Here is a 25,079-nt window from a genome sequence, read left to right as displayed (position 1 = left end):
TGCTGCATGTTTTTCAGAGCAATTCAGACGCGATATTCAACAAAGACTCGGTTTCGGCCTCATCGATATGCGCGGACAATTCATCGTCGCCTGCACGCCGGGAAGAGGTGGCATTCGGCTGCATCATGAGACGCTCAAGAAGGCCCGACTCGCGTAGCGCTTCGATAGAAATTTCTCGTAGCTTCCGGCGAATTTGCTCATCACCCCAGACCGACGGACCTGACTTGACGTTGTCGAGCTCGAGCTTCTCGAGCAGGAGGCGGGCCATCGTCCGTGCGGTCGGATAGTCGAAGGCGATCGTGGCCGGCAGCTTGGTGCCGACCCGGCCCGACAGGCGGTTGCGCAGCTCGACCGCCATCAGCGAGTCGAGCCCGAGCTCCTTCAGCGGCTGGTCCGCCGGCACCGAGGCGGCCCCGGGCAGCGCCAGCACCGCCGCGATCTCCTCCTGCGCCAGCTCCACCAGCGCCGCCAGCCGCTCCGCATCGCCCGCGAGCGAGGCCAGCCGCGACCGCAGACTGTTGGTGTCGCCGCTCGATGCCACTGAGGCCCGCCGCAAGCCAGTGCGTACCAGGCCGCGATACAGCGCCGGCACCTCCTCGCCGAACTGGCGCTGCATCGCGCCGACATCCAGATGGATCGGGACCAGCATCGCCTCGGGCTGCGCCTGTGCCGCATCCAGAAGCTTGAGCCCGAGCTCCAGCGACAGCGCCTGCACGCCCTGCCGGCGCATCCGCAACAGCTCGGCCCGGCCCAGATGCGCCGTCATGCCGACCCCGCGCTGCTCCCACAGGCCCCACAGCAGGCTCTGCCCGGCAAGGCCGCGATGCCGACGCTCCGCCGCAAGCGCGTCCAAAAACACGTTCGCCGCCGCGTAGTTCGCCTGGCCCGGACTGCCGAGCGCTGCAACCGACGAGAACAGCACGAACGCCGCAAGATCCTGGTCCGCCGTCAGCTCGTGCAGATGCCAGGCGCCATCGAGCTTGGGCCGCAAGACCCGCTCCAGACGCTCCACGGTCAGCGCCGGCACGATGCCGTCGTCCAGCGTCGCCGCCAGATGGAACACCCCCGTCAGCGGACGTTCCGGCGCGATGGTGTTCAATATGGCACTGACAGCATCACGGTTCGCGACGTCGCAGCTCACCAGCTCGACCGTCTGCGCGCCCAGCGCCTGTAGCTCGGTAATAAGTTCAGATGCACCCGGCGCGGCCATGCCGCGGCGCGACGTCAGCAAGAGATGACGCACACCGTGATCCGCAACCAGATGCCGCGCGACCTCACGGCCGAGCTCGCCCGCACCGCCCGTGATCAGCACGGTGCCGTCCGCTTCAAGACGCCGCGGCAGCTGCACCACCTGCTTGCCGATGTGGCGGCCCTGCGCCATCTGCCGCAGCGCCGCCGGCATCTGCCGCACATCGTAGGCCACGTACGGCAACGGTTTTAGCACGCCTGCCGCGAACAGGCCCATCAGCTGCTGCAACAGCGCCGGCATCCGCTCCGAAGGCAGCACGAACGCGTGGTAGCTCACGCCAGGATATTTTGCCGCGATCGCATCCGCGTCACGCCCGTCCGCGATCCCCATCTCCAGGAAGCGGCCGCCCCGCGGCAGCAGCCGCAGCGAGGCATCGACGAACTCGCCCGTCAGCGCGTTGAGCACGATGTCGACACCCTCGCCGTTCGTCGCCGACAAAAACTGCGTCTCGAAGCTGAGGTCGCGGGAGTTGGCGATATGCCGTCCGTCCAGTCCGATTCCTTCCAGCACCGGCCATTTGGCGGGGCTCGCCGTGCCGTACACCTCCGCGCCAAAATGCCGGCACAGCTGCACCGCGGCCATCCCGACGCCACCGGCTGCTGCGTGCACCAGGACGCGGTCTCCGGACCTGATATGCCCAAGCTCCTGCAGCGCATACAGCGCCGTCAGATAGGCCAGCGGGATCGTCGCCGCCGCCGCGAACGACATCCCTTCAGGGATCGTCGCAAGCTGCTGCGCCGGCGTCACCGCGCGGGTGCCAAAGCAGCCGCGCCCACAGCCGAACACCCGGTCGCCGACCGCAACCGACGTCACCTCCGCGCCGACCGCCTCCACCACGCCGGCAAACTCGAACCCGATGCCGGGGGATGCAATCTGTCCCAGCGTGATCAGCACGTCGCGGAAGTTCATGCCGGCCGCACGCACGCCGACCCGGACCTCACCTGATGCCAACGGCTCCGACAGCTCGCCTGCCGCCACCAGGCTGACGCCGTCGAGCCGGCCGGCAGCGGTGACCGCAACGCGGTAATCCGGCGCTGTTGCCGGCGCCTGAAGGACACTCCCGCCCGCTCCAGCCCGCAGCAGCCGCGGCGCCAGCACCGCACCATGCCGCAGCGCCAGCTCGGGCTCGGACGTCGTCGACGTCAGCTTCGCCAGCAACGACGCATCCGCGAGGACCGCATCGATGTCAACGAGCTGCAACCGCCGGTCCGGATGTTCCGCCCGCGCGCTGCGCACCAGGCCCCACAGTGGCGCCCGCGTCAGTCCGCCGGCACCTTCATCCGGACCCGTCGCCACCGCGCCCCGCGTCAGCCACGCGACATCCGTCTCGTTCAGGCGCGCCTCGCCAAGAAGCCCCTGAAGCTCGGCCAACCCGCGTTCCGCCGTCGCATGCGTTGCCGCAAGCACGGGGCCATCAGGTTCAGCCGGATCGGACAAATGGTCGAACACGATCTGAGCCGGGACTGATGCACCCGCGTCGAGCCGCGCAACAACAGCTGCAATGCTCTCGGCATGATCAAGCCCGAGAGCCGCCGCCAGCCTGCCGTCGCCGCCCACCATCAGCGGGGCTTCGGAGCTGGCCTCGCCCAGCGCCACCGCACGCCACTCCAGCCGATACAGATGCTGCGCCTCGCTGCGCGAAGCCTCACGGATCTGTGCCTCGCTTGCCTGCTTCAGCCGCAAGCCCCCGACATGGGCCACAACACGGCCGTGACCATCCGCAAGCTGCAGATGCGCCAGCGCCTCGCCCTCGCCACCGCGCTCGACCGAGGCGCGCACCCGCAGCTCACGCGCCCCCGTCGCGGCCAGCGACACCTCGGACCATTCGAACGGCAGCAGCAGCGGCGCATCCGCTCCGCCATCGAGATCGCTGCCCGCAACAGGATCAAAGCTCAGCACATGCAGCGCCGCATCCAGCAGCGCCGGATGCAGCCCGTAACTCTCCGCCGAGTCCGACAGCGCATCGGGCAGCACCGCCCGCCCAACTACGGCGTCCCCAACACGCCAGGCCTCAACCAGCCCCTGGAACAGCGGCCCGTAGCCGTAGCCGCGGGCCTGCATCCGCGCATAATGACCGCTCAAATCGATCGGCTCGCCACCGACGGGCGGCCACACCTCGAGCCCGCTCTCTTCAAGCCCGCTCTCCGCTGCAGCGTCCTGCACCGCGTCTTCCGCTGCCGCCTCGCCCAGCATGCCCTGCGCATGCAGTGTCCACGATCCGCCCTCGGCCGCATCTTCCGCACGGCTGTAGATGCTCAAGGCCCGGCCGCCGGCGCCCGCCTCGGCACCATCGACCTGGACCTGAAGCCGCACCCCGCCCTCCGCCGGCAGCACCAGCGGCGCCAGCAGCGTCAGCTGCGACACGCTCGTGGCGCCCACCGCACGCGCCGCCGCAAAGCCGAGCTCCAACAGCCCGGTCCCCGGCAGCAGCACCGTCCCGAACACCTTGTGGTCGCCGAGCCAGCCCGCGTCCGACAACGACAGCCGCCCCGTCAGCAGGAAGCCGTCGCTCTCCGCCAGCGGCGTCGCAGCTCCCAGCAGCGGATGCGCGGCTTCCGACAGGCCCATCGTCGCGACATCACCGCCCGCCTTCTCCGCCTCCAGCCAGTAACGCTGCCGCTGGAATGCGTAGGTCGGAAGCGAGGCAACCGATGTCTTTGCGCTCGATCCAAGCGCCTTCGCCCAGTCGACGCCAAGGCCGTGAACGTGAAGCGTGCCGAGTGCCGCCAGCAGCGCCTCGCCGCCATCGCGGCCGCGGCGTTGTGCGGCAATCACCTGCATCGGTGAGCCTTCCGACAAGCATCCCGCTGCTAGTCCGGTCAGGATGCCGTCCGGACCAAGCTCGAGACTTGCCCGCACGCCGTCGGCTTCCAGCACATGCACGCCGTCGAGGAACCGCACCGGACTGCGCACCTGACGCACCCAGTACGCCGCGCTGCACAGCTCCTCCTTGGTCGCCAGACGGCCCGTCACGTTGCTCACGACCGGCAGCCGCGGCGTGCCGAAGGAGACTGACGCCAGCACCTGGCCGAACGCCTCCAGCATCGGCTCCATTCGCCTGGAATGGAACGCGTGGCTCACCTGCAGACGAGAGGTCCTGCGACCCTTGCTTTTGAACGCTTCCGCCAGCGCCAGCACGGCGGCTTCATCGCCGGAGATCACCGTCGAACGCGGCCCGTTCAACCCGGCGATCTCGACGCCTTCAGAAAGCAGTGGCAGCACCTCCGCTTCACCTGCCTCGATCGCCACCATGGCGCCGCCGGCGGGTTGCGCCTGCATCAGGCGGCCGCGCGCGGCCACCACACGGCAGGCATCCCTGAGCGACCACACGCCCGCAACATGTGCGGCACTGAGCTCGCCGATGGAGTGGCCGAGCAGGATGTCGGGCGCGATACCCCACTGCTCCAGCTGGCGGAACAGCGCCACCTCGACCGCAAACAGCGCCGGCTGTGCGTAGGCGGTCTCGTCGAGCTTCGACGCCGCCTCCGAGCCTTCCTCTGCAAACATGACGCTGCGCAGCGGCAGATCCAGCAGTTCGTCAAAATGGCCGCAGGCCTCCTCGAACGTGGCGCGGAACGCCGGGCACGTCTCCAGCAGCGCCCGGCCCATGCCGATCTGCTGCGCGCCCTGGCCCGTGAACAGGAACGCCAGCTTGCCGGCCTCGCCCCTGGCCTCGCCAACCGACACCGCCGCATGCGGGCGACCCTCGGCCAGCGATCGCAACGCCTCTATCGCCTCCGCCGCATCGCGTACTGACACCGCGGCACGTACGGCGAACTGCGTCCGGTGCAATGCAGCCGTCGCCACCACGGAAGACCAATCCACGTCCGGATGCTGCGACAGCCATTCGCCATACCGGCCCGCCTGCGCCCGCAGCGCGGCCTCGTCACGGCCCGACACCAGCAGCGGGATCAACGGCGATGACGCATCGTCTGTATTTTTTGTATCCGTGCCACGAGCTGTGGCGCGCGCCGGCGCCTCCTCGATCACCACATGCGCATTGGTCCCGCTGATGCCGAACGAGGACACGCCGGCACGACGCACATGCGAAGGCTCGCGCGGCCACGCCCGTGCTTGCTGCAGCAGCGACAGCCCGCTGCCGTCCCACTCGATCTGGCTGCTTGGATGCTCCGCATGCAGCGTCTTCGGCAAGACCTCGTGCCGGAGCGCCAGCACCATCTTCATCACGCCGAGGACGCCGGCCGCAGCCTGGGTGTGGCCGAGGTTCGACTTCGACGAGCCCAGCCACAGCGGACGGTCTTCGCGCCGCGTCGGCCCGAACACCGCGGCCAGGGCGCCGGCCTCGATGGGATCGCCAAGGCTGGTTCCGGTGCCGTGCGCCTCGACCACGTCGATCTCGTCGGGGCTCACCCCGCTCGCCGACAGCGCCGCACGGATCACGCGCTGCTGGCTCGGGCCGTTGGGCGCCGTCAGACCCTGGCTGCGGCCGTCCTGGTTCACCGCAGAGCCCCGGATCAGCGCCAGAATCTCGTCGCCATCCCGTTCCGCATCCGACTGGCGCTTGAGCACCAGCACACCGCAGCCCTCGCTCCAGCCCGCACCATTGGCGGTTGCCGAGAATGCCTTGCAGCGACCATCCGGCGCCATCCCGTTGTCAGGACCCAGTGCCACAAACGTCGAGGGCGTCGACATCACGGTCACGCCGCCCGCCAGTGCGAGGTCGCACTCACCCTGACGCAGCGCCGTGCTCGCCAGGTGCAGCGCCGTCAGCGACGACGAGCAGGCCGTATCCACCGTCATCGCCGGACCCTCGAGCCCCAGCACATAGGAGACACGGCCCGCCAGCACGCTCGACAGCGTGCCCGTCGACGTCCACATCGTCGCCGCCTCGAGCGAGCGCGTGCCGTAGTCGCCAGCCATCGAGCCCAGATAGACGCCGGTCCGGCTCTCTCCCAGACCCTCGGGTCGGATCCCCGCGCGCTCCAGCGCCTCCCACACCGCCTCCAGGATCAGGCGCTGCTGCGGATCCATCTCCACCGCCTCGCGCGGCGAGATGCCGAAGAAGCCGGCGTCGAAGTCCTCGACGGAGTCGATAAAGCCACCCTCCTGCGACAGTCCGCCCGTGATCTCGTCCAGGCGCCGCAGCAGATCACGGCTCCAGCGGCCCGGCAGCGGGCCCACGCCGTCGCCACCGCGCTCCAGCAAGGCCCAATAGCTCTCCGGGCTCGCGGGACCTCCAGGTGTGCGGCAGCTCATCCCGACAATCGCGATCGACTCCGACGTCGCCGATGCACTGATCGCCCGCCGCGGCTCCTGTCGAGCAGGCGCACGACCGAGCTCGAGCTTCTCGAGCAGGAGGCGGGCCATCGTCCGTGCGGTCGGATAGTCGAAGGCGATCGTGGCCGGCAGCTTGGTGCCGACCCGGCCCGACAGGCGGTTGCGCAGCTCGACCGCCATCAGCGAGTCGAGCCCGAGCTCCTTCAGCGGCTGGTCCGCCGGCACCGAGGCGGCGCCCGGCAGCGCCAGCACCGCCGCGATCTCCTCCTGCGCCAGCTCCACCAGCGCCGCCAGCCGCTCCGCTTCGCCCGCAAGCGAGGCCAGCCGCGACCGCAGACTGTTGGTGTCGCCGCTCGATGCCACTGAGGCCCGCCGCAAGCCAGTGCGTACCAGGCCGCGATACAGCGCCGGCACCTCCTCGCCGAACTGGCGCTGCATCGCGCCGACATCCAGATGGATCGGGACCAGCATCGCCTCGGGCTGCGCCTGTGCCGCATCCAGAAGCTTGAGCCCGAGCTCCAGCGACAGCGCCTGCACGCCCTGCCGGCGCATCCGCAACAGCTCGGCCCGGCCCAGATGCGCCGTCATGCCGACCCCGCGCTGCTCCCACAGGCCCCACAGCAGGCTCTGCCCGGCAAGGCCGCGATGCCGACGCTCCGCCGCAAGCGCGTCCAAAAACACGTTCGCCGCCGCGTAGTTCGCCTGGCCCGGACTGCCGAGCGCTGCAACCGACGAGAACAGCACGAACGCCGCAAGATCCTGGTCCGCCGTCAGCTCGTGCAGATGCCAGGCGCCATCGAGCTTGGGCCGCAAGACCCGCTCCAGACGCTCCACGGTCAGCGCCGGCACGATGCCGTCGTCCAGCGTCGCCGCCAGATGGAACACCCCCGTCAGCGGACGTTCCGGCGCGATGGTGTTCAATATGGCACTGACAGCATCACGGTTCGCGACGTCGCAGCTCACCAGCTCGACCGTCTGCGCGCCCAGCGCCTGTAGCTCGGTAATAAGTTCAGATGCACCCGGCGCGGCCATGCCGCGGCGCGACGTCAGCAAGAGATGACGCACACCGTGATCCGCAACCAGATGCCGCGCGACCTCACGGCCGAGCTCGCCCGCACCGCCCGTGATCAGCACGGTGCCGTCCGCTTCAAGACGCCGCGGCAGCTGCACCACCTGCTTGCCGATGTGGCGGCCCTGCGCCATCTGCCGCAGCGCCGCCGGCATCTGCCGCACATCGTAGGCCACGTACGGCAACGGTTTTAGCACGCCTGCCGCGAACAGGCCCATCAGCTGCTGCAACAGCGCCGGCATCCGCTCCGAAGGCAGCACGAACGCGTGGTAGCTCACGCCAGGATATTTTGCCGCGATCGCATCCGCGTCACGCCCGTCCGCGATCCCCATCTCCAGGAAGCGGCCGCCCCGCGGCAGCAGCCGCAGCGAGGCATCGACGAACTCGCCCGTCAGCGCGTTGAGCACGATGTCGACACCCTCGCCGTTCGTCGCCGACAAAAACTGCGTCTCGAAGCTGAGGTCGCGGGAGTTGGCGATATGCCGTCCGTCCAGTCCGATTCCTTCCAGCACCGGCCATTTGGCGGGGCTCGCCGTGCCGTACACCTCCGCGCCAAAATGCCGGCACAGCTGCACCGCGGCCATCCCGACGCCACCGGCTGCTGCGTGCACCAGGACGCGGTCTCCGGACCTGATATGCCCAAGCTCCTGCAGCGCATACAGCGCCGTCAGATAGGCCAGCGGGATCGTCGCCGCCGCCGCGAACGACATCCCTTCAGGGATCGTCGCAAGCTGCTGCGCCGGCGTCACCGCGCGGGTGCCAAAGCAGCCGCGCCCACAGCCGAACACCCGGTCGCCGACCGCAACCGACGTCACCTCCGCGCCGACCGCCTCCACCACGCCGGCAAACTCGAACCCGATGCCGGGGGATGCAATCTGTCCCAGCGTGATCAGCACGTCGCGGAAGTTCATGCCGGCCGCACGCACGCCGACCCGGACCTCACCTGATGCCAACGGCTCCGACAGCTCGCCTGCCGCCACCAGGCTGACGCCGTCGAGCCGGCCGGCAGCGGTGACCGCAACGCGGTAATCCGGCGCTGTTGCCGGCGCCTGAAGGACACTCCCGCCCGCTCCAGCCCGCAGCAGCCGCGGCGCCAGCACCGCACCATGCCGCAGCGCCAGCTCGGGCTCGGACGTCGTCGACGTCAGCTTCGCCAGCAACGACGCATCCGCGAGGACCGCATCGATGTCAACGAGCTGCAACCGCCGGTCCGGATGTTCCGCCCGCGCGCTGCGCACCAGGCCCCACAGTGGCGCCCGCGTCAGTCCGCCGGCACCTTCATCCGGACCCGTCGCCACCGCGCCCCGCGTCAGCCACGCGACATCCGTCTCGTTCAGGCGCGCCTCGCCAAGAAGCCCCTGAAGCTCGGCCAACCCGCGTTCCGCCGTCGCATGCGTTGCCGCAAGCACGGGGCCATCAGGTTCAGCCGGATCGGACAAATGGTCGAACACGATCTGAGCCGGGACTGATGCACCCGCGTCGAGCCGCGCAACAACAGCTGCAATGCTCTCGGCATGATCAAGCCCGAGAGCCGCCGCCAGCCTGCCGTCGCCGCCCACCATCAGCGGGGCTTCGGAGCTGGCCTCGCCCAGCGCCACCGCACGCCACTCCAGCCGATACAGATGCTGCGCCTCGCTGCGCGAAGCCTCACGGATCTGTGCCTCGCTTGCCTGCTTCAGCCGCAAGCCCCCGACATGGGCCACAACACGGCCGTGACCATCCGCAAGCTGCAGATGCGCCAGCGCCTCGCCCTCGCCACCGCGCTCGACCGAGGCGCGCACCCGCAGCTCACGCGCCCCCGTCGCGGCCAGCGACACCTCGGACCATTCGAACGGCAGCAGCAGCGGCGCATCCGCTCCGCCATCGAGATCGCTGCCCGCAACAGGATCAAAGCTCAGCACATGCAGCGCCGCATCCAGCAGCGCCGGATGCAGCCCGTAACTCTCCGCCGAGTCCGACAGCGCATCGGGCAGCACCGCCCGCCCAACTACGGCGTCCCCAACACGCCAGGCCTCAACCAGCCCCTGGAACAGCGGCCCGTAGCCGTAGCCGCGGGCCTGCATCCGCGCATAATGACCGCTCAAATCGATCGGCTCGCCACCGACGGGCGGCCACACCTCGAGCCCGCTCTCTTCAAGCCCGCTCTCCGCTGCAGCGTCCTGCACCGCGTCTTCCGCTGCCGCCTCGCCCAGCATGCCCTGCGCATGCAGTGTCCACGATCCGCCCTCGGCCGCATCTTCCGCACGGCTGTAGATGCTCAAGGCCCGGCCGCCGGCGCCCGCCTCGGCACCATCGACCTGGACCTGAAGCCGCACCCCGCCCTCCGCCGGCAGCACCAGCGGCGCCAGCAGCGTCAGCTGCGACACGCTCGTGGCGCCCACCGCACGCGCCGCCGCAAAGCCGAGCTCCAACAGCCCGGTCCCCGGCAGCAGCACCGTCCCGAACACCTTGTGGTCGCCGAGCCAGCCCGCGTCCGACAACGACAGCCGCCCCGTCAGCAGGAAGCCGTCGCTCTCCGCCAGCGGCGTCGCAGCTCCCAGCAGCGGATGCGCGGCTTCCGACAGGCCCATCGTCGCGACATCACCGCCCGCCTTCTCCGCCTCCAGCCAGTAACGCTGCCGCTGGAATGCGTAGGTCGGAAGCGAGGCAACCGATGTCTTTGCGCTCGATCCAAGCGCCTTCGCCCAGTCGACGCCAAGGCCGTGAACGTGAAGCGTGCCGAGTGCCGCCAGCAGCGCCTCGCCGCCATCGCGGCCGCGGCGTTGTGCGGCAATCACCTGCATCGGTGAGCCTTCCGACAAGCATCCCGCTGCTAGTCCGGTCAGGATGCCGTCCGGACCAAGCTCGAGACTTGCCCGCACGCCGTCGGCTTCCAGCACATGCACGCCGTCGAGGAACCGCACCGGACTGCGCACCTGACGCACCCAGTACGCCGCGCTGCACAGCTCCTCCTTGGTCGCCAGACGGCCCGTCACGTTGCTCACGACCGGCAGCCGCGGCGTGCCGAAGGAGACTGACGCCAGCACCTGGCCGAACGCCTCCAGCATCGGCTCCATTCGCCTGGAATGGAACGCGTGGCTCACCTGCAGACGAGAGGTCCTGCGACCCTTGCTTTTGAACGCTTCCGCCAGCGCCAGCACGGCGGCTTCATCGCCGGAGATCACCGTCGAACGCGGCCCGTTCAACCCGGCGATCTCGACGCCTTCAGAAAGCAGTGGCAGCACCTCCGCTTCACCTGCCTCGATCGCCACCATGGCGCCGCCGGCGGGTTGCGCCTGCATCAGGCGGCCGCGCGCGGCCACCACACGGCAGGCATCCCTGAGCGACCACACGCCCGCAACATGTGCGGCACTGAGCTCGCCGATGGAGTGGCCGAGCAGGATGTCGGGCGCGATACCCCACTGCTCCAGCTGGCGGAACAGCGCCACCTCGACCGCAAACAGCGCCGGCTGTGCGTAGGCGGTCTCGTCGAGCTTCGACGCCGCCTCCGAGCCTTCCTCTGCAAACATGACGCTGCGCAGCGGCAGATCCAGCAGTTCGTCAAAATGGCCGCAGGCCTCCTCGAACGTGGCGCGGAACGCCGGGCACGTCTCCAGCAGCGCCCGGCCCATGCCGATCTGCTGCGCGCCCTGGCCCGTGAACAGGAACGCCAGCTTGCCGGCCTCGCCCCTGGCCTCGCCAACCGACACCGCCGCATGCGGGCGACCCTCGGCCAGCGATCGCAACGCCTCTATCGCCTCCGCCGCATCGCGTACTGACACCGCGGCACGTACGGCGAACTGCGTCCGGTGCAATGCAGCCGTCGCCACCACGGAAGACCAATCCACGTCCGGATGCTGCGACAGCCATTCGCCATACCGGCCCGCCTGCGCCCGCAGCGCGGCCTCGTCACGGCCCGACACCAGCAGCGGGATCAACGGCGATGACGCATCGTCTGTATTTTTTGTATCCGTGCCACGAGCTGTGGCGCGCGCCGGCGCCTCCTCGATCACCACATGCGCATTGGTCCCGCTGATGCCGAACGAGGACACGCCGGCACGACGCACATGCGAAGGCTCGCGCGGCCACGCCCGTGCTTGCTGCAGCAGCGACAGCCCGCTGCCGTCCCACTCGATCTGGCTGCTTGGATGCTCCGCATGCAGCGTCTTCGGCAAGACCTCGTGCCGGAGCGCCAGCACCATCTTCATCACGCCGAGGACGCCGGCCGCAGCCTGGGTGTGGCCGAGGTTCGACTTCGACGAGCCCAGCCACAGCGGACGGTCTTCGCGCCGCGTCGGCCCGAACACCGCGGCCAGGGCGCCGGCCTCGATGGGATCGCCAAGGCTGGTTCCGGTGCCGTGCGCCTCGACCACGTCGATCTCGTCGGGGCTCACCCCGCTCGCCGACAGCGCCGCACGGATCACGCGCTGCTGGCTCGGGCCGTTGGGCGCCGTCAGACCCTGGCTGCGGCCGTCCTGGTTCACCGCAGAGCCCCGGATCAGCGCCAGAATCTCGTCGCCATCCCGTTCCGCATCCGACTGGCGCTTGAGCACCAGCACACCGCAGCCCTCGCTCCAGCCCGCACCATTGGCGGTTGCCGAGAATGCCTTGCAGCGACCATCCGGCGCCATCCCGTTGTCAGGACCCAGTGCCACAAACGTCGAGGGCGTCGACATCACGGTCACGCCGCCCGCCAGTGCGAGGTCGCACTCACCCTGACGCAGCGCCGTGCTCGCCAGGTGCAGCGCCGTCAGCGACGACGAGCAGGCCGTATCCACCGTCATCGCCGGACCCTCGAGCCCCAGCACATAGGAGACACGGCCCGCCAGCACGCTCGACAGCGTGCCCGTCGACGTCCACATCGTCGCCGCCTCGAGCGAGCGCGTGCCGTAGTCGCCAGCCATCGAGCCCAGATAGACGCCGGTCCGGCTCTCTCCCAGACCCTCGGGTCGGATCCCCGCGCGCTCCAGCGCCTCCCACACCGCCTCCAGGATCAGGCGCTGCTGCGGATCCATCTCCACCGCCTCGCGCGGCGAGATGCCGAAGAAGCCGGCGTCGAAGTCCTCGACGGAGTCGATAAAGCCACCCTCCTGCGACAGTCCGCCCGTGATCTCGTCCAGGCGCCGCAGCAGATCACGGCTCCAGCGGCCCGGCAGCGGGCCCACGCCGTCGCCACCGCGCTCCAGCAAGGCCCAATAGCTCTCCGGGCTCGCGGGACCTCCAGGTGTGCGGCAGCTCATCCCGACAATCGCGATCGACTCCGACGTCGCCGATGCACTGATCGCCCGCCGCGGCTCCTGTCGAGCAGGCGCACGACCGAGCTCGAGCTTCTCGAGCAGGAGGCGGGCCATCGTCCGTGCGGTCGGATAGTCGAAGGCGATCGTGGCCGGCAGCTTGGTGCCGACCCGGCCCGACAGGCGGTTGCGCAGCTCGACCGCCATCAGCGAGTCGAGCCCGAGCTCCTTCAGCGGCTGGTCCGCCGGCACCGAGGCGGCGCCCGGCAGCGCCAGCACCGCCGCGATCTCCTCCTGCGCCAGCTCCACCAGCGCCGCCAGCCGCTCCGCTTCGCCCGCAAGCGAGGCCAGCCGCGACCGCAGACTGTTGGTGTCGCCGCTCGATGCCACTGAGGCCCGCCGCAAGCCAGTGCGTACCAGGCCGCGATACAGCGCCGGCACCTCCTCGCCGAACTGGCGCTGCATCGCGCCGACATCCAGATGGATCGGGACCAGCATCGCCTCGGGCTGCGCCTGTGCCGCATCCAGAAGCTTGAGCCCGAGCTCCAGCGACAGCGCCTGCACGCCCTGCCGGCGCATCCGCAACAGCTCGGCCCGGCCCAGATGCGCCGTCATGCCGACCCCGCGCTGCTCCCACAGGCCCCACAGCAGGCTCTGCCCGGCAAGGCCGCGATGCCGACGCTCCGCCGCAAGCGCGTCCAAAAACACGTTCGCCGCCGCGTAGTTCGCCTGGCCCGGACTGCCGAGCGCTGCAACCGACGAGAACAGCACGAACGCCGCAAGATCCTGGTCCGCCGTCAGCTCGTGCAGATGCCAGGCGCCATCGAGCTTGGGCCGCAAGACCCGCTCCAGACGCTCCACGGTCAGCGCCGGCACGATGCCGTCGTCCAGCGTCGCCGCCAGATGGAACACCCCCGTCAGCGGACGTTCCGGCGCGATGGTGTTCAATATGGCACTGACAGCATCACGGTTCGCGACGTCGCAGCTCACCAGCTCGACCGTCTGCGCGCCCAGCGCCTGTAGCTCGGTAATAAGTTCAGATGCACCCGGCGCGGCCATGCCGCGGCGCGACGTCAGCAAGAGATGACGCACACCGTGATCCGCAACCAGATGCCGCGCGACCTCACGGCCGAGCTCGCCCGCACCGCCCGTGATCAGCACGGTGCCGTCCGCTTCAAGACGCCGCGGCAGCTGCACCACCTGCTTGCCGATGTGGCGGCCCTGCGCCATCTGCCGCAGCGCCGCCGGCATCTGCCGCACATCGTAGGCCACGTACGGCAACGGTTTTAGCACGCCTGCCGCGAACAGGCCCATCAGCTGCTGCAACAGCGCCGGCATCCGCTCCGAAGGCAGCACGAACGCGTGGTAGCTCACGCCAGGATATTTTGCCGCGATCGCATCCGCGTCACGCCCGTCCGCGATCCCCATCTCCAGGAAGCGGCCGCCCCGCGGCAGCAGCCGCAGCGAGGCATCGACGAACTCGCCCGTCAGCGCGTTGAGCACGATGTCGACACCCTCGCCGTTCGTCGCCGACAAAAACTGCGTCTCGAAGCTGAGGTCGCGGGAGTTGGCGATATGCCGTCCGTCCAGTCCGATTCCTTCCAGCACCGGCCATTTGGCGGGGCTCGCCGTGCCGTACACCTCCGCGCCAAAATGCCGGCACAGCTGCACCGCGGCCATCCCGACGCCACCGGCTGCTGCGTGCACCAGGACGCGGTCTCCGGACCTGATATGCCCAAGCTCCTGCAGCGCATACAGCGCCGTCAGATAGGCCAGCGGGATCGTCGCCGCCGCCGCGAACGACATCCCTTCAGGGATCGTCGCAAGCTGCTGCGCCGGCGTCACCGCGCGGGTGCCAAAGCAGCCGCGCCCACAGCCGAACACCCGGTCGCCGACCGCAACCGACGTCACCTCCGCGCCGACCGCCTCCACCACGCCGGCAAACTCGAACCCGATGCCGGGGGATGCAATCTGTCCCAGCGTGATCAGCACGTCGCGGAAGTTCATGCCGGCCGCACGCACGCCGACCCGGACCTCACCTGATGCCAACGGCTCCGACAGCTCGCCTGCCGCCACCAGGCTGACGCCGTCGAGCCGGCCGGCAGCGGTGACCGCAACGCGGTAATCCGGCGCTGTTGCCGGCGCCTGAAGGACACTCCCGCCCGCTCCAGCCCGCAGCAGCCGCGGCGCCAGCACCGCACCATGCCGCAGCGCCAGCTCGGGCTCGGACGTCGTCGACGTCAGCTTCGCCAGCAACGACGCATCCGCGAGGACCGCATCGATGTCAACGAGCTGCAACCGCCGGTCCGGATGTTCCGCCCGCGCGCTGCGCACCAGGCCCCACAGTGGCGCCCGCGTCAGTCCGCCGGCACCTTCATCCGGACCCGTCGCCACCGCGCCCCGCGTCAGCCACGCGACATCCGTCTCGTTCAGGCGCGCCTCGCCAAGAAGCCCCTGAAGCTCGGCCAACCCGCGTTCCGCCGTCGCATGCGTTGCCGCAAGCACGGGGCCATCAGGTTCAGCCGGATCGGACAAATGGTCGAACACGATCTGAGCCGGGACTGATGCACCCGCGTCGAGCCGCGCAACAACAGCTGCAATGCTCTCGGCATGATCAAGCCCGAGAGCCGCCGCCAGCCTGCCGTCGCCGCCCACCATCAGCGGGGCTTCGGAGCTGGCCTCGCCCAGCGCCACCGCACGCCACTCCAGCCGATACAGATGCTGCGCCTCGCTGCGCGAAGCCTCACGGATCTGTGCCTCGCTTGCCTGCTTCAGCCGCAAGCCCCCGACATGGGCCACAACACGGCCGTGACCATCCGCAAGCTGCAGATGCGCCAGCGCCTCGCCCTCGCCACCGCGCTCGACCGAGGCGCGCACCCGCAGCTCACGCGCCCCCGTCGCGGCCAGCGACACCTCGGACCATTCGAACGGCAGCAGCAGCGGCGCATCCGCTCCGCCATCGAGATCGCTGCCCGCAACAGGATCAAAGCTCAGCACATGCAGCGCCGCATCCAGCAGCGCCGGATGCAGCCCGTAACTCTCCGCCGAGTCCGACAGCGCATCGGGCAGCACCGCCCGCCCAACTACGGCGTCCCCAACACGCCAGGCCTCAACCAGCCCCTGGAACAGCGGCCCGTAGCCGTAGCCGCGGGCCTGCATCCGCGCATAATGACCGCTCAAATCGATCGGCTCGCCACCGACGGGCGGCCACACCTCGAGCCCGCTCTCTTCAAGCCCGCTCTCCGCTGCAGCGTCCTGCACCGCGTCTTCCGCTGCCGCCTCGCCCAGCATGCCCTGCGCATGCAGTGTCCACGATCCGCCCTCGGCCGCATCTTCCGCACGGCTGTAGATGCTCAAGGCCCGGCCGCCGGCGCCCGCCTCGGCACCATCGACCTGGACCTGAAGCCGCACCCCGCCCTCCGCCGGCAGCACCAGCGGCGCCAGCAGCGTCAGCTGCGACACGCTCGTGGCGCCCACCGCACGCGCCGCCGCAAAGCCGAGCTCCAACAGCCCGGTCCCCGGCAGCAGCACCGTCCCGAACACCTTGTGGTCGCCCAGCCAGCCCGCGTCCGACAACGACAGCCGCCCCGTCAGCAGGAAGCCGTCGCTCTCCGCCAGCGGCGTCGCAGCTCCCAGCAGCGGATGCGCGGCTTCCGACAGGCCCATCGTCGCGACATCACCGCCCGCCTTCTCCGCCTCAAGCCAGTAACGCTGCCGCTGGAATGCGTAGGTCGGAAGCGAGGCAACAGGCTGCTTGGCGAGATTGCCAACGGCCTTCCAGTCGACGCCAACGCCGTGCACATGCAGCGTGCCGAGATTGCGCAAAAGCTCCGACATCCCTCCGCCATCGCGGCGCAGCGATCCCGCCACCACGCCATGCTCGCCGCTTGCCGCAGACAGCGGCATTGCCAGCACCGGATGCGCGCTCGCTTCCACGAACACGCCATGCCCGTGACCGATCAGCTCGGCCAGTGCAAGGTCGAGCCGCACCGTCTGCCGCAGGTTCCGGCACCAATAGGCCCCGTCCAGCGATACTCCTTCACAACGCGATCCCGTCACCGTCGAGATCATCGCCACCTGACCTGACTGTGGCTTAAGGTCCGACAGCAAGCGTTCCAGCTCCGGCAGGATCGGGTCCATCTCCGCGCTGTGCGAGGCGTAGTCCACATTGACCTGCCGGCAGAACACCCCTTCCTGGCCAAGGCAGCCGACCCAGCGCTCGATCGCTTCAGTCGGCCCCGAGACGACCGTCGAGCCCGGCGTGTTGACCACCGCGACCGACAGACCGGACCATTCCGCCGCTTTCAGCCGCTCTTCCACGAGCGAGGCCGCAAGCTCCGTCACCGCCATCGCGCCGTGCCCGGTCAGACGGCGCAACAGCTGGCTGCGCAGCGCCACGACCCGGGCGCCGTCCTCGAGCGAGAGGATGCCAGCCACCACGGCGGCTGCGATCTCGCCCTGGCTGTGGCCCACCACCGCCGAGGGCACCAGCCCGAGACTGCGCCACACGGCGGCAAGGCCAACATTCATCGCAAACAGCGCCGGCTGGATCACGTCCACCCGCTCCAGCAGGGAGGGTTCGAGATCCTCATCGCCACGAAGCACAGAGGTTAGCGACCAGTCCGTGTATCTCGACAGCGCCGTTTCACAGGCCGCAATCGCTTGCGCAAACACCGCCGACTCCGCCAGCAGGGCCCGGCCCATCGTTGGCCACTGGCTGCCCTGTCCAGGGAATACGAACACCACACGGCCGCGGTCGCGCACCTCGCCGACCGACACCGCCGCATGCGGGCGGCCCTCGGCCAGCGATCGCAACGCCTCTATCGCCTCCGCCGCATCGCGCACCGAGACCGCGGCCCGCGCGCCAAAATGCGTCCGGTGCAATGCAGCCGTCGCCACCACGGAGCCCCAGTCCGCGTCCGGATGCTGCGACAGCCATTCGCCATACCGGCCCGCCTGCGCCCGCAGCGCGGCCTCGTCACGGCCCGACACCAGCAGCGGGATCACGGCCTGCGACGATGCTTCCGTGCCGTTGATCTCACTGCTGACAGCAGCAGACGACCGCGCCGGCGCCTCCTCGATCACGACATGCGCATTGGTCCCGCTGATGCCGAACGAGGACACGCCGGCACGGCGCACATGCGAAGGCTCCCGCGGCCACGCCCGTGCTTCCTGCAGCAGCGACAGCCCGCTGCCGTCCCACTCGATCTGGCTGCTTGGATGCTCCGCATGCAGCGTCTTCGGCAAGACCTCGTGCCGGAGCGCCAGCACCATCTTCATCACGCCGAGAACGCCGGCGGCCGCCTGGGTGTGCCCGAGGTTCGACTTTGACGAGCCCAGCCACAGCGGGCGATCTTCGCGCCGGGTCGGCCCGAACACCGCGGCCAGGGCGCCCGCCTCGATGGGATCGCCAAGACTTGTGCCGGTGCCGTGCGCTTCCACAACGTCGATCTCGTCGGGGCTGACGCCACTCGCCGACAGGGCGGCACGGATCACGCGCTGCTGGCTCGGACCATTGGGTGCCGTCAGACCCTGGCTGCGACCATCCTGGTTCACCGCAGAGCCCCGGATCAGCGCCAGAATCTCGTCGCCATCCCGCTCCGCATCCGACTGCCGCTTCAGCACCAGCACGCCGCAGCCTTCACTCCAACCGGCGCCGTCAGCGCCGTCGGAGAAGCTCTTGCTTCGGCCGTCGGGCGCGACGCCGCGCAGCCGGCTGAATTCCACAAACACCGACGGCGTGCTCATCACCTGCACACCGCCCGCCAGTGCCAGATCGCACTCGCCCTGCCGCAGCGCCGTGCAGGCGAGATGCAGCGCCGACAGCGATGACGAGCACGCCGTATCGATCGTCATCGCCGGGCCTTGCAGACCCAGCGCATAAGACACACGACCGGAGAGCACACTGCTGGCCTGGCCTGTTTCTACGTAGCCATCCATCGCCTCCAGAGAGATCCCGCTTTGCCTGTAATCGCTGCGCATCGAGCCGAGATAGACGCCCGTGCTCGATTCATTCAGCGCCTCCGGCTGAAGCCCGGCCTTCTCGAGCGCCTCCCACACGACCTCCAGCACCAATCGCTGCTGCGGATCCATCGACACCGCTTCGCGTGGCGCAATCCCGAAAAAGCCCGCGTCGAATTGATCGACATCATGCAGGAAGCCGCCTTCTCGCGCGTAGCTCTTGCCCCGCGTCTCCGGATCCGGATCGTAGAGCGCATGGCTATCCCAGCGCGCCGGAAACGGTCCGATCGCATCCCGCCCTTCCGCAAGCAGGGTCCAATAAGTCTCCGCATCCTTGACGTCCCCCGGCGTACGGCACGACATTGCCACGATCGCAATCGGCTCGTCCTTCGCGCGCGGCCGCTGGAGAGCAGTGCTTGCGATTGCATGCAGATCCGGAAAGATCTCGCGCAAAAGCAGCGACGCAATCGCCTCCGGAGTCGGATAATCGAACGCCAGCGTCGTCGGCAGCTTGATCCCTACCCGCACCGACAGGCGGTTACGCAGCTCGACCGCCATCAGCGAGTCGAGGCCAAGCCCCTTCAGCGGCGCATCCGCAGGGACAGAGGACGCTCCGGGCAAGGCCAAAATCGACGCAATACCCTCCTGCACCAATACCACAAGGCTCCCGAGACGCTCATTTTCGGGCAGCTCGCTCAAGCGATGGCGCAGGGCTGATACGGCGGCGCCACCTGCCGCTACACGACGAGGCTTCGGGCTTTCCCGCATATGCAAAAGTTCTGGAGCCGCCGCTTGCTCGACTTGATCCTCCAGCGATGGCTCGCCAGCAGCCCGACGAAGTGTCAGACGCCCCACCGTCGCGACCGGCGGCCCTTTCCCATTCCACAACACCATCGAGGCCGACCTCTGCTCCGAGCTCTCAGACGTGCCCAGATCAAAACGTACCTTCAACTCGCGGACCCCGTGTGTGTGCAGCGTCACATCCGACCACGAAAACGGAAGCGGCAAGCCACCTTCATCGTCGGCGGCAAAACCTTCCGCAGCAAATACATGCAAGGCAGCATCAATAAGCGCGGGATGAATGCCGAACTCCGCAGCACCCGATATCGTGCCGGCGGGCAGCGCCACCTCCGCGTAGATCGTGTCGCCGAGGCGCCAGGCCCCAGCCAGTCCCTGCAACGCCGGCCCGCAATCAAGTCCCTGTGCACTTAATCGAGCGCCGAGATTCGAGATGTCCAGTTGTGTCGTTCCCTCCGGGGGCCACGCATCGAGAAGCGGCACAGCGGCTTCGTCTTGGTCGGCTGCCTCGGCTTCCGCCAACACGCCCGTCGCATGGAGGATCCAGCCGCCTGATGGCGCGCGCGATGCCTCATCCAGACTATGGAGGAAAAATGTACGACGCCCCTGTGCGTCGGCAGCCTGCACCTGTATCTTCACCCGCGATCCACTCGCGGAAGAAATCATCAGGGGAGCAACCAGCGTCAGCTCAAGCACCCGCGGACTGTCCAGGGCGAGCCCTGCCGCCAGAGCCAATTCCAATAGCCCGGTCCCAGCCGAGGCGACGCGATCGAAAACCTTGTGATGCGCCAACCAGGGGTGCTCCGACAGCGACAGTCGGTAACTGATCAACGCCGAACCGGTTAACAGGTCATACGTTGAGCTGAGATGCTGCATGGCGACCAATCACAAAACAAGTAAGTTACAACTCATACTGGTATCCAGAAATCACAAGCCACCAAGCGTGGCCCTTTGACGCGCAGTGCTGGACTCACAATTTCGTCCAGACGAACCCTCCTTCACATTCGTTGCAAATTCCGACGAGGCACTAAAGTGCTGCTTGAGTTGCTTGATCGAGGTGAACGATGCGCCTGTCAGCGATCGGCCTCGCAAAATAGAGAACCAAGCACAGACGCAATTGAGTCACAAAGCGCACGCCGGCGTCAACAATTTTACAAGCTTGAGGAGTTCAACGGCATCAGAAGCAAGTTCATCAGAAGCAAGTTAATGCAGCGCCGCGAATGTGAATGTGACGTAGGCCACTTAGATAGCGCCGAGCTTGGAGTAGCCACGTCGATGGAACCGCGTCTTACACCCCCGCACGTGGATCGCTGCTTCAATGCTTGCAACTATAAGGTACGATAATTTCTACTTGAGTTCGAACTTTTTACCACTTCCATGGCGGTCATCATCTAAAGATATTCTTCGGCTAACAAAGCCCGCCCGGATTTGTCGCCACTTTAATTGTACTCATGCTCAGCGTCTAGACTGGGTAAGACATGGTCCGAGCGCAAACGACGAGCAAGGCAGAGAGGAATCGAGGTGCCGGGATCCCTGTTTGCGACCAGTGATCTTCACAGTTCATTCTCGGAGAACAGGCGTATCATCGACCAAATGCGTCCGGAATCGCGTGACGACTGGCTGATCGTCGCCGGCGATGTGGACGATACGTTCAGCAAGATTGAGAAGACACTTTCGCTGTTGCGGAGCCGGTATGCGAAAGTGATTTGGACGCCGGGCAATCACGACTTGTGGACACTTCGTGATGACCCCGTCCAGCTACGAGGCGTGGCTCGCTACCAGGCTCTGGTTCAAATGTGCCGAGACAACGACATCCTGACACCCGAAGACGAGTACGCGATCTGGCCGGACGAAAGCGGCCCTGTCACGATTGTGCCGCTGTTCCTGCTCTATGACCATTCCTGGCTCGCGCCCGGCACGCGCACAAAGAGAGAGTCCCTGCAGTACGCGTATCAGACTGGAATCGTCTGCGCCGACGAGATGTTGCTGCACCCGTCTCCGTATCCGGATCGGGAATCGTGGTGCAGTGCTCGGCTGAGCGAAGCCGAGAGCCGGCTGCTCGCCCTGGGGCCCGATGTGAAGACGGTCCTCGTTGGGCACTGGCCGCTCATCCGCCAGCCGACCCAGGCGCTGCGCTTTCCGGAATTCGCGCAATGGTGCGGCACGACCCGGACCGCAGATTGGCACATTCGCTTTCGCGCCAGCGTCGTTGTCTATGGTCACCTGCACATCCCACGAACAGCCTACTATGATGGCGTCCGGTTTGAGGAAGTCTCAGTCGGTTATCCGCGCGAGTGGAGCAAGCGCAGCAAGCCGCCAATGCCCAGGAAGGTGCTGCCAGCATGATCGAAAAGCTGCTGCCCCACGGCGTTGTGGCGGTTGAGACTTTCGAGGATGCGCCGGCGCAGCAGAGCTTTCCGGAAGAGGAATCTCTTGTCGCGAACGCCGTCGAAACCCGCCGCCGCGAGTTCATGACAGCGCGACGCTGCGCGCGCGACGCACTCGCCAAGCTTGGGTACGCACCGGTTCCAATCCGCGCAGGCCCGAGGCGCGAGCCGCTGTGGCCGGCGGGCGTGGTCGGCAGCATCACTCATACCACCGGCTTCCGGGCTGCCGCAGTTGCCCACAATAGCGTGCTCGCGAGCATCGGTATCGATACCGAAAGGAGCGATCGGTTGCCTGACGGCGTCGAGGAATCGATCACCGTGGCGGGAGAGTCTGAGATGCTGGCTGCGTTGTCCCGTGCACTTCCCGCGCTTCACTGGGGGCGATTGTTGTTCAGCGCGAAAGAGTCCGTCTACAAGGCCTGGTACCCCCTGACTGGCCGTTGGCTCGGCTTCGAAGATGCACGCCTGACGATTGATCCGATGGGTACATTCGCCGCGAAGCTGCTCGTCGATGGAACCCGAACTGACGGCGGACCGCCGCTTGTCGAGTTGCGCGGCCGCTTCATAGTTGCGCACGGCCTCGTCGCAACTGCTGTGACAGTGCCCGTCGATGCTACAGCGGCCTGATCACGCACCGAAGCTCGAATCCTGAACCTTGGCGGCAGTAAAGTTGACCAAATTGTAGTCCGCCGACGCGACCGAAGCCGGCGATCGACGTCGCGATGCTTATTGAGGCACCGTGATTGCCTCATTGTTGATCGACATCGCTGTGCTGATGGACATGGCCGGACCAAGACCCCGGTCAATAACCGACAACTAGCCAGTGGCGGTCCTGCTGCGTATATTCTTCCACAATGAGACGTGCGTCACATCGCCGGTTAGCATCTTCGACTAAAACCAAAAACACTCTCCATCTCACGACCTTCGATTTTTCTTATGAAAACTTTTCATGGTCTGGTGCAGCATGCGATTGGTGGTCATAGATAACTACGACTCGTTCACCTACAATCTCGTTCATCTCCTCGCTGAAATTTGCCACGAGCCGCCGCTCGTCGTGAAGAATGACGAGATTTCCTGGTATGAGCTCAAGGAAAAACAATTCGATGGAATTGTGATTTCGCCCGGGCCCGGGCATCCAGAGGAGCCTGATGATTTCGGACTCTGCAAAAGCGTCATCGAAGAAGCCAACGTACCGCTACTTGGTGTGTGCCTCGGTCATCAAGGCATCGCCGCGCTATCGGGAGGCCGGGTGGTTCGAGCGCCCGCGCCAATGCACGGTCGGACTTCTCTCGTCCATCATAGCGACACTGGAATCTTCAAAGGGATTCCTTCTCCCTTCAGGGGAGCTCGCTACCATTCGCTGATCGCGCAGCGGCCCGTTCCTTCTTGCCTGGAGGTGACGGCCTGGACAGAGGATGGCTTGATCATGGGGCTTGCCCATCGCGATCGGCCGCAATGGGGCGTTCAATTTCACCCTGAGTCCATCATCACCGAGCACGGCCGGCAACTGTTGGAAAACTTCTGTCGGATGATTGATCCGTCAAGAAATCGCTCAAACGGTCAAGGCAAGTTGTTGAACGGCAAGTCATTGAACGGCAAGTCGTTGAATGGAAAGTCATTGAATGGTGAGCCATTCGATGGCTCCGCTCGCAGGAGGGAGTCGAAACCATCTCGAAAGCGAACGTTCTGGAAAGAAATTCCTCGTGAAATTAACATGGAGGACGCATTCTCATCGTTGTTTTCCGAATCCCCCCATGCCTATTGGCTTGATAGCAGTCTCGTGGAACAAGGTCGGGCGCGCTGGTCCTATGCTGGCGATGCGTCTGGTCCAAACGCGGCGTGGCTTCAGTATCGATCCGCGGACAAGCGCCTCGAAATATCCGACCGTACCGGCACCCACATCAAGCGCACCGGAATTTTCGAACACCTCGAGCGGATCGAGCCCCGCCGCCCGGAGCCAGCCCCTCCCTGCCCATTCGTCGGTGGATACGTCGGGTGGTTCGGTTATGAGCTTCGGAACGACTGCGGTTCACCGACAAGTCGAAGGGCCGCGACGCCAGACGCGATGTTCATCTACTCGGACCGCTTCATCGCGGTCGATCATGTCGAAAAGAAAACCTATGTCCTAGCTGTCGACGAACCGTCCTGCGCGGAGCGAGCAAAAAAATGGATCGATCACACCATCGCCATGATCGAACAGACTGCCTCCCCGGTGATGCCTGAGCTCCGGAACATACCGAACGAGCCGATAAAATTCTTCCTGGACCGCGACAGAGAGACCTATCTATCCGACATCCGTCGATGCCTGGATCTGATACAGCAAGGCGAAACATACCAGGTCTGCTTGACGAACGAGTTGCATTGCAACTCCGACGTGGATCCATTGACGCTGTATCGAACCATGAGGAAGGTCAATCCTGCTCCTCATGCGGCGTTTATCAAGTGGCCCGAAGGTGCCGTCCTGAGTGCCTCGCCCGAGCGCTTCCTCTCGATCGACACAAGCGGGAAAGTCGAGACCAAGCCAATCAAAGGCACGATCAAACGCGACCAGGATCCACTCAAGGACGATCAACTCGCGGAGCAATTGCGAACGAGCGAGAAGGATCGCGCAGAAAACGTCATGATCGTTGATTTATTGCGAAACGATCTCTCGCGAAGCTGTAGCCCCGGCAGCGTCCGCGTGCCGAAACTATTCGATGTGGAATCATATCGCACGGTTCATCAATTGGTCAGTACCGTAACCGGCCTGTTGGAGCCTGCTGCCGTCCCAGTCCAATTGATCCGGAATGCGTTCCCCGGCGGTTCGATGACTGGCGCGCCGAAGACCCGTACTCTGCGATTTATCGATGAATTGGAAGGACGAGCTCGAGGCGTCTATTCTGGGTCGTTGGGCTGGCTAGGAGACGATGGGGCGGTCGACCTGAGCATCGTGATAAGAACTATCGTTGCGAGCCGAGGACGCCTGTCGATGGGCGTCGGCGGCGGCGTCGTGGCCGCCTCGACCCCAGAGGGCGAATTCGACGAAATGCTTCTCAAGGCGGCGGCCTCGATCAAATCGGTCGTGACGGCGCTCACTGGTGGGTTCAGTCCGGATCGATACGAGCTTGTGGGCGCAGACGAAACAGGCAGCTCGCCAAGAGATCCGAATTGACGATTTGCGAGAT

The 25,079-nt window shown here is 66.8% G+C and carries 4 protein-coding genes and 1 pseudogene; 3 read left to right on the top strand and 2 right to left on the bottom strand.

What is annotated here, in order from left to right; all coding sequences use genetic code 11:
- Positions 1–13: 13 nt before the first annotated feature.
- Both IC761_RS15140 and IC761_RS36150 read right to left on the bottom strand, forming a co-directional pair.
- Positions 14–19,351, bottom strand: coding sequence for a type I polyketide synthase (locus IC761_RS15140; RefSeq protein ID WP_246791519.1), 19,338 nt, complete (start codon positions 19,349–19,351; stop codon positions 14–16).
- Between the two features lie 255 nt (positions 19,352–19,606).
- A pseudogene (locus tag IC761_RS36150) lies at positions 19,607–20,404 on the bottom strand (polyketide synthase dehydratase domain-containing protein); the annotation flags it as partial.
- 645 nt (positions 20,405–21,049) lie between these two features.
- On the opposite strand from IC761_RS36150, the gene IC761_RS15135 reads away from it, so the two are divergent.
- The 3 genes from IC761_RS15135 to pabB all read left to right on the top strand — a co-directional run bounded on the left by IC761_RS15135 (position 21,050) and on the right by pabB (position 25,066).
- Positions 21,050–21,874, top strand: coding sequence for a metallophosphoesterase family protein (locus tag IC761_RS15135; protein WP_195803998.1), 825 nt, complete (start codon positions 21,050–21,052; stop codon positions 21,872–21,874).
- On the top strand, positions 21,871–22,542 hold the full coding sequence (locus IC761_RS15130) for a 4'-phosphopantetheinyl transferase family protein (RefSeq protein ID WP_195803997.1): 672 nt from the start codon (positions 21,871–21,873) through the stop codon (positions 22,540–22,542). The genes IC761_RS15135 and IC761_RS15130 overlap by 4 nt, the downstream gene beginning before the upstream one ends.
- A gap of 322 nt (positions 22,543–22,864) precedes the next feature.
- Complete coding sequence (pabB, locus tag IC761_RS15125) at positions 22,865–25,066, top strand: aminodeoxychorismate synthase component I (RefSeq protein ID WP_246791518.1); 2,202 nt, start codon at positions 22,865–22,867, stop codon at positions 25,064–25,066.
- Positions 25,067–25,079 lie beyond the last annotated feature (13 nt).

Origin of the sequence: Bradyrhizobium commune (genome assembly GCF_015624505.1) — a bacterium.
Classification (GTDB): domain Bacteria; phylum Pseudomonadota; class Alphaproteobacteria; order Rhizobiales; family Xanthobacteraceae; genus Bradyrhizobium; species Bradyrhizobium commune.
This window is presented reverse-complemented; position numbering and strand designations above follow the sequence as displayed.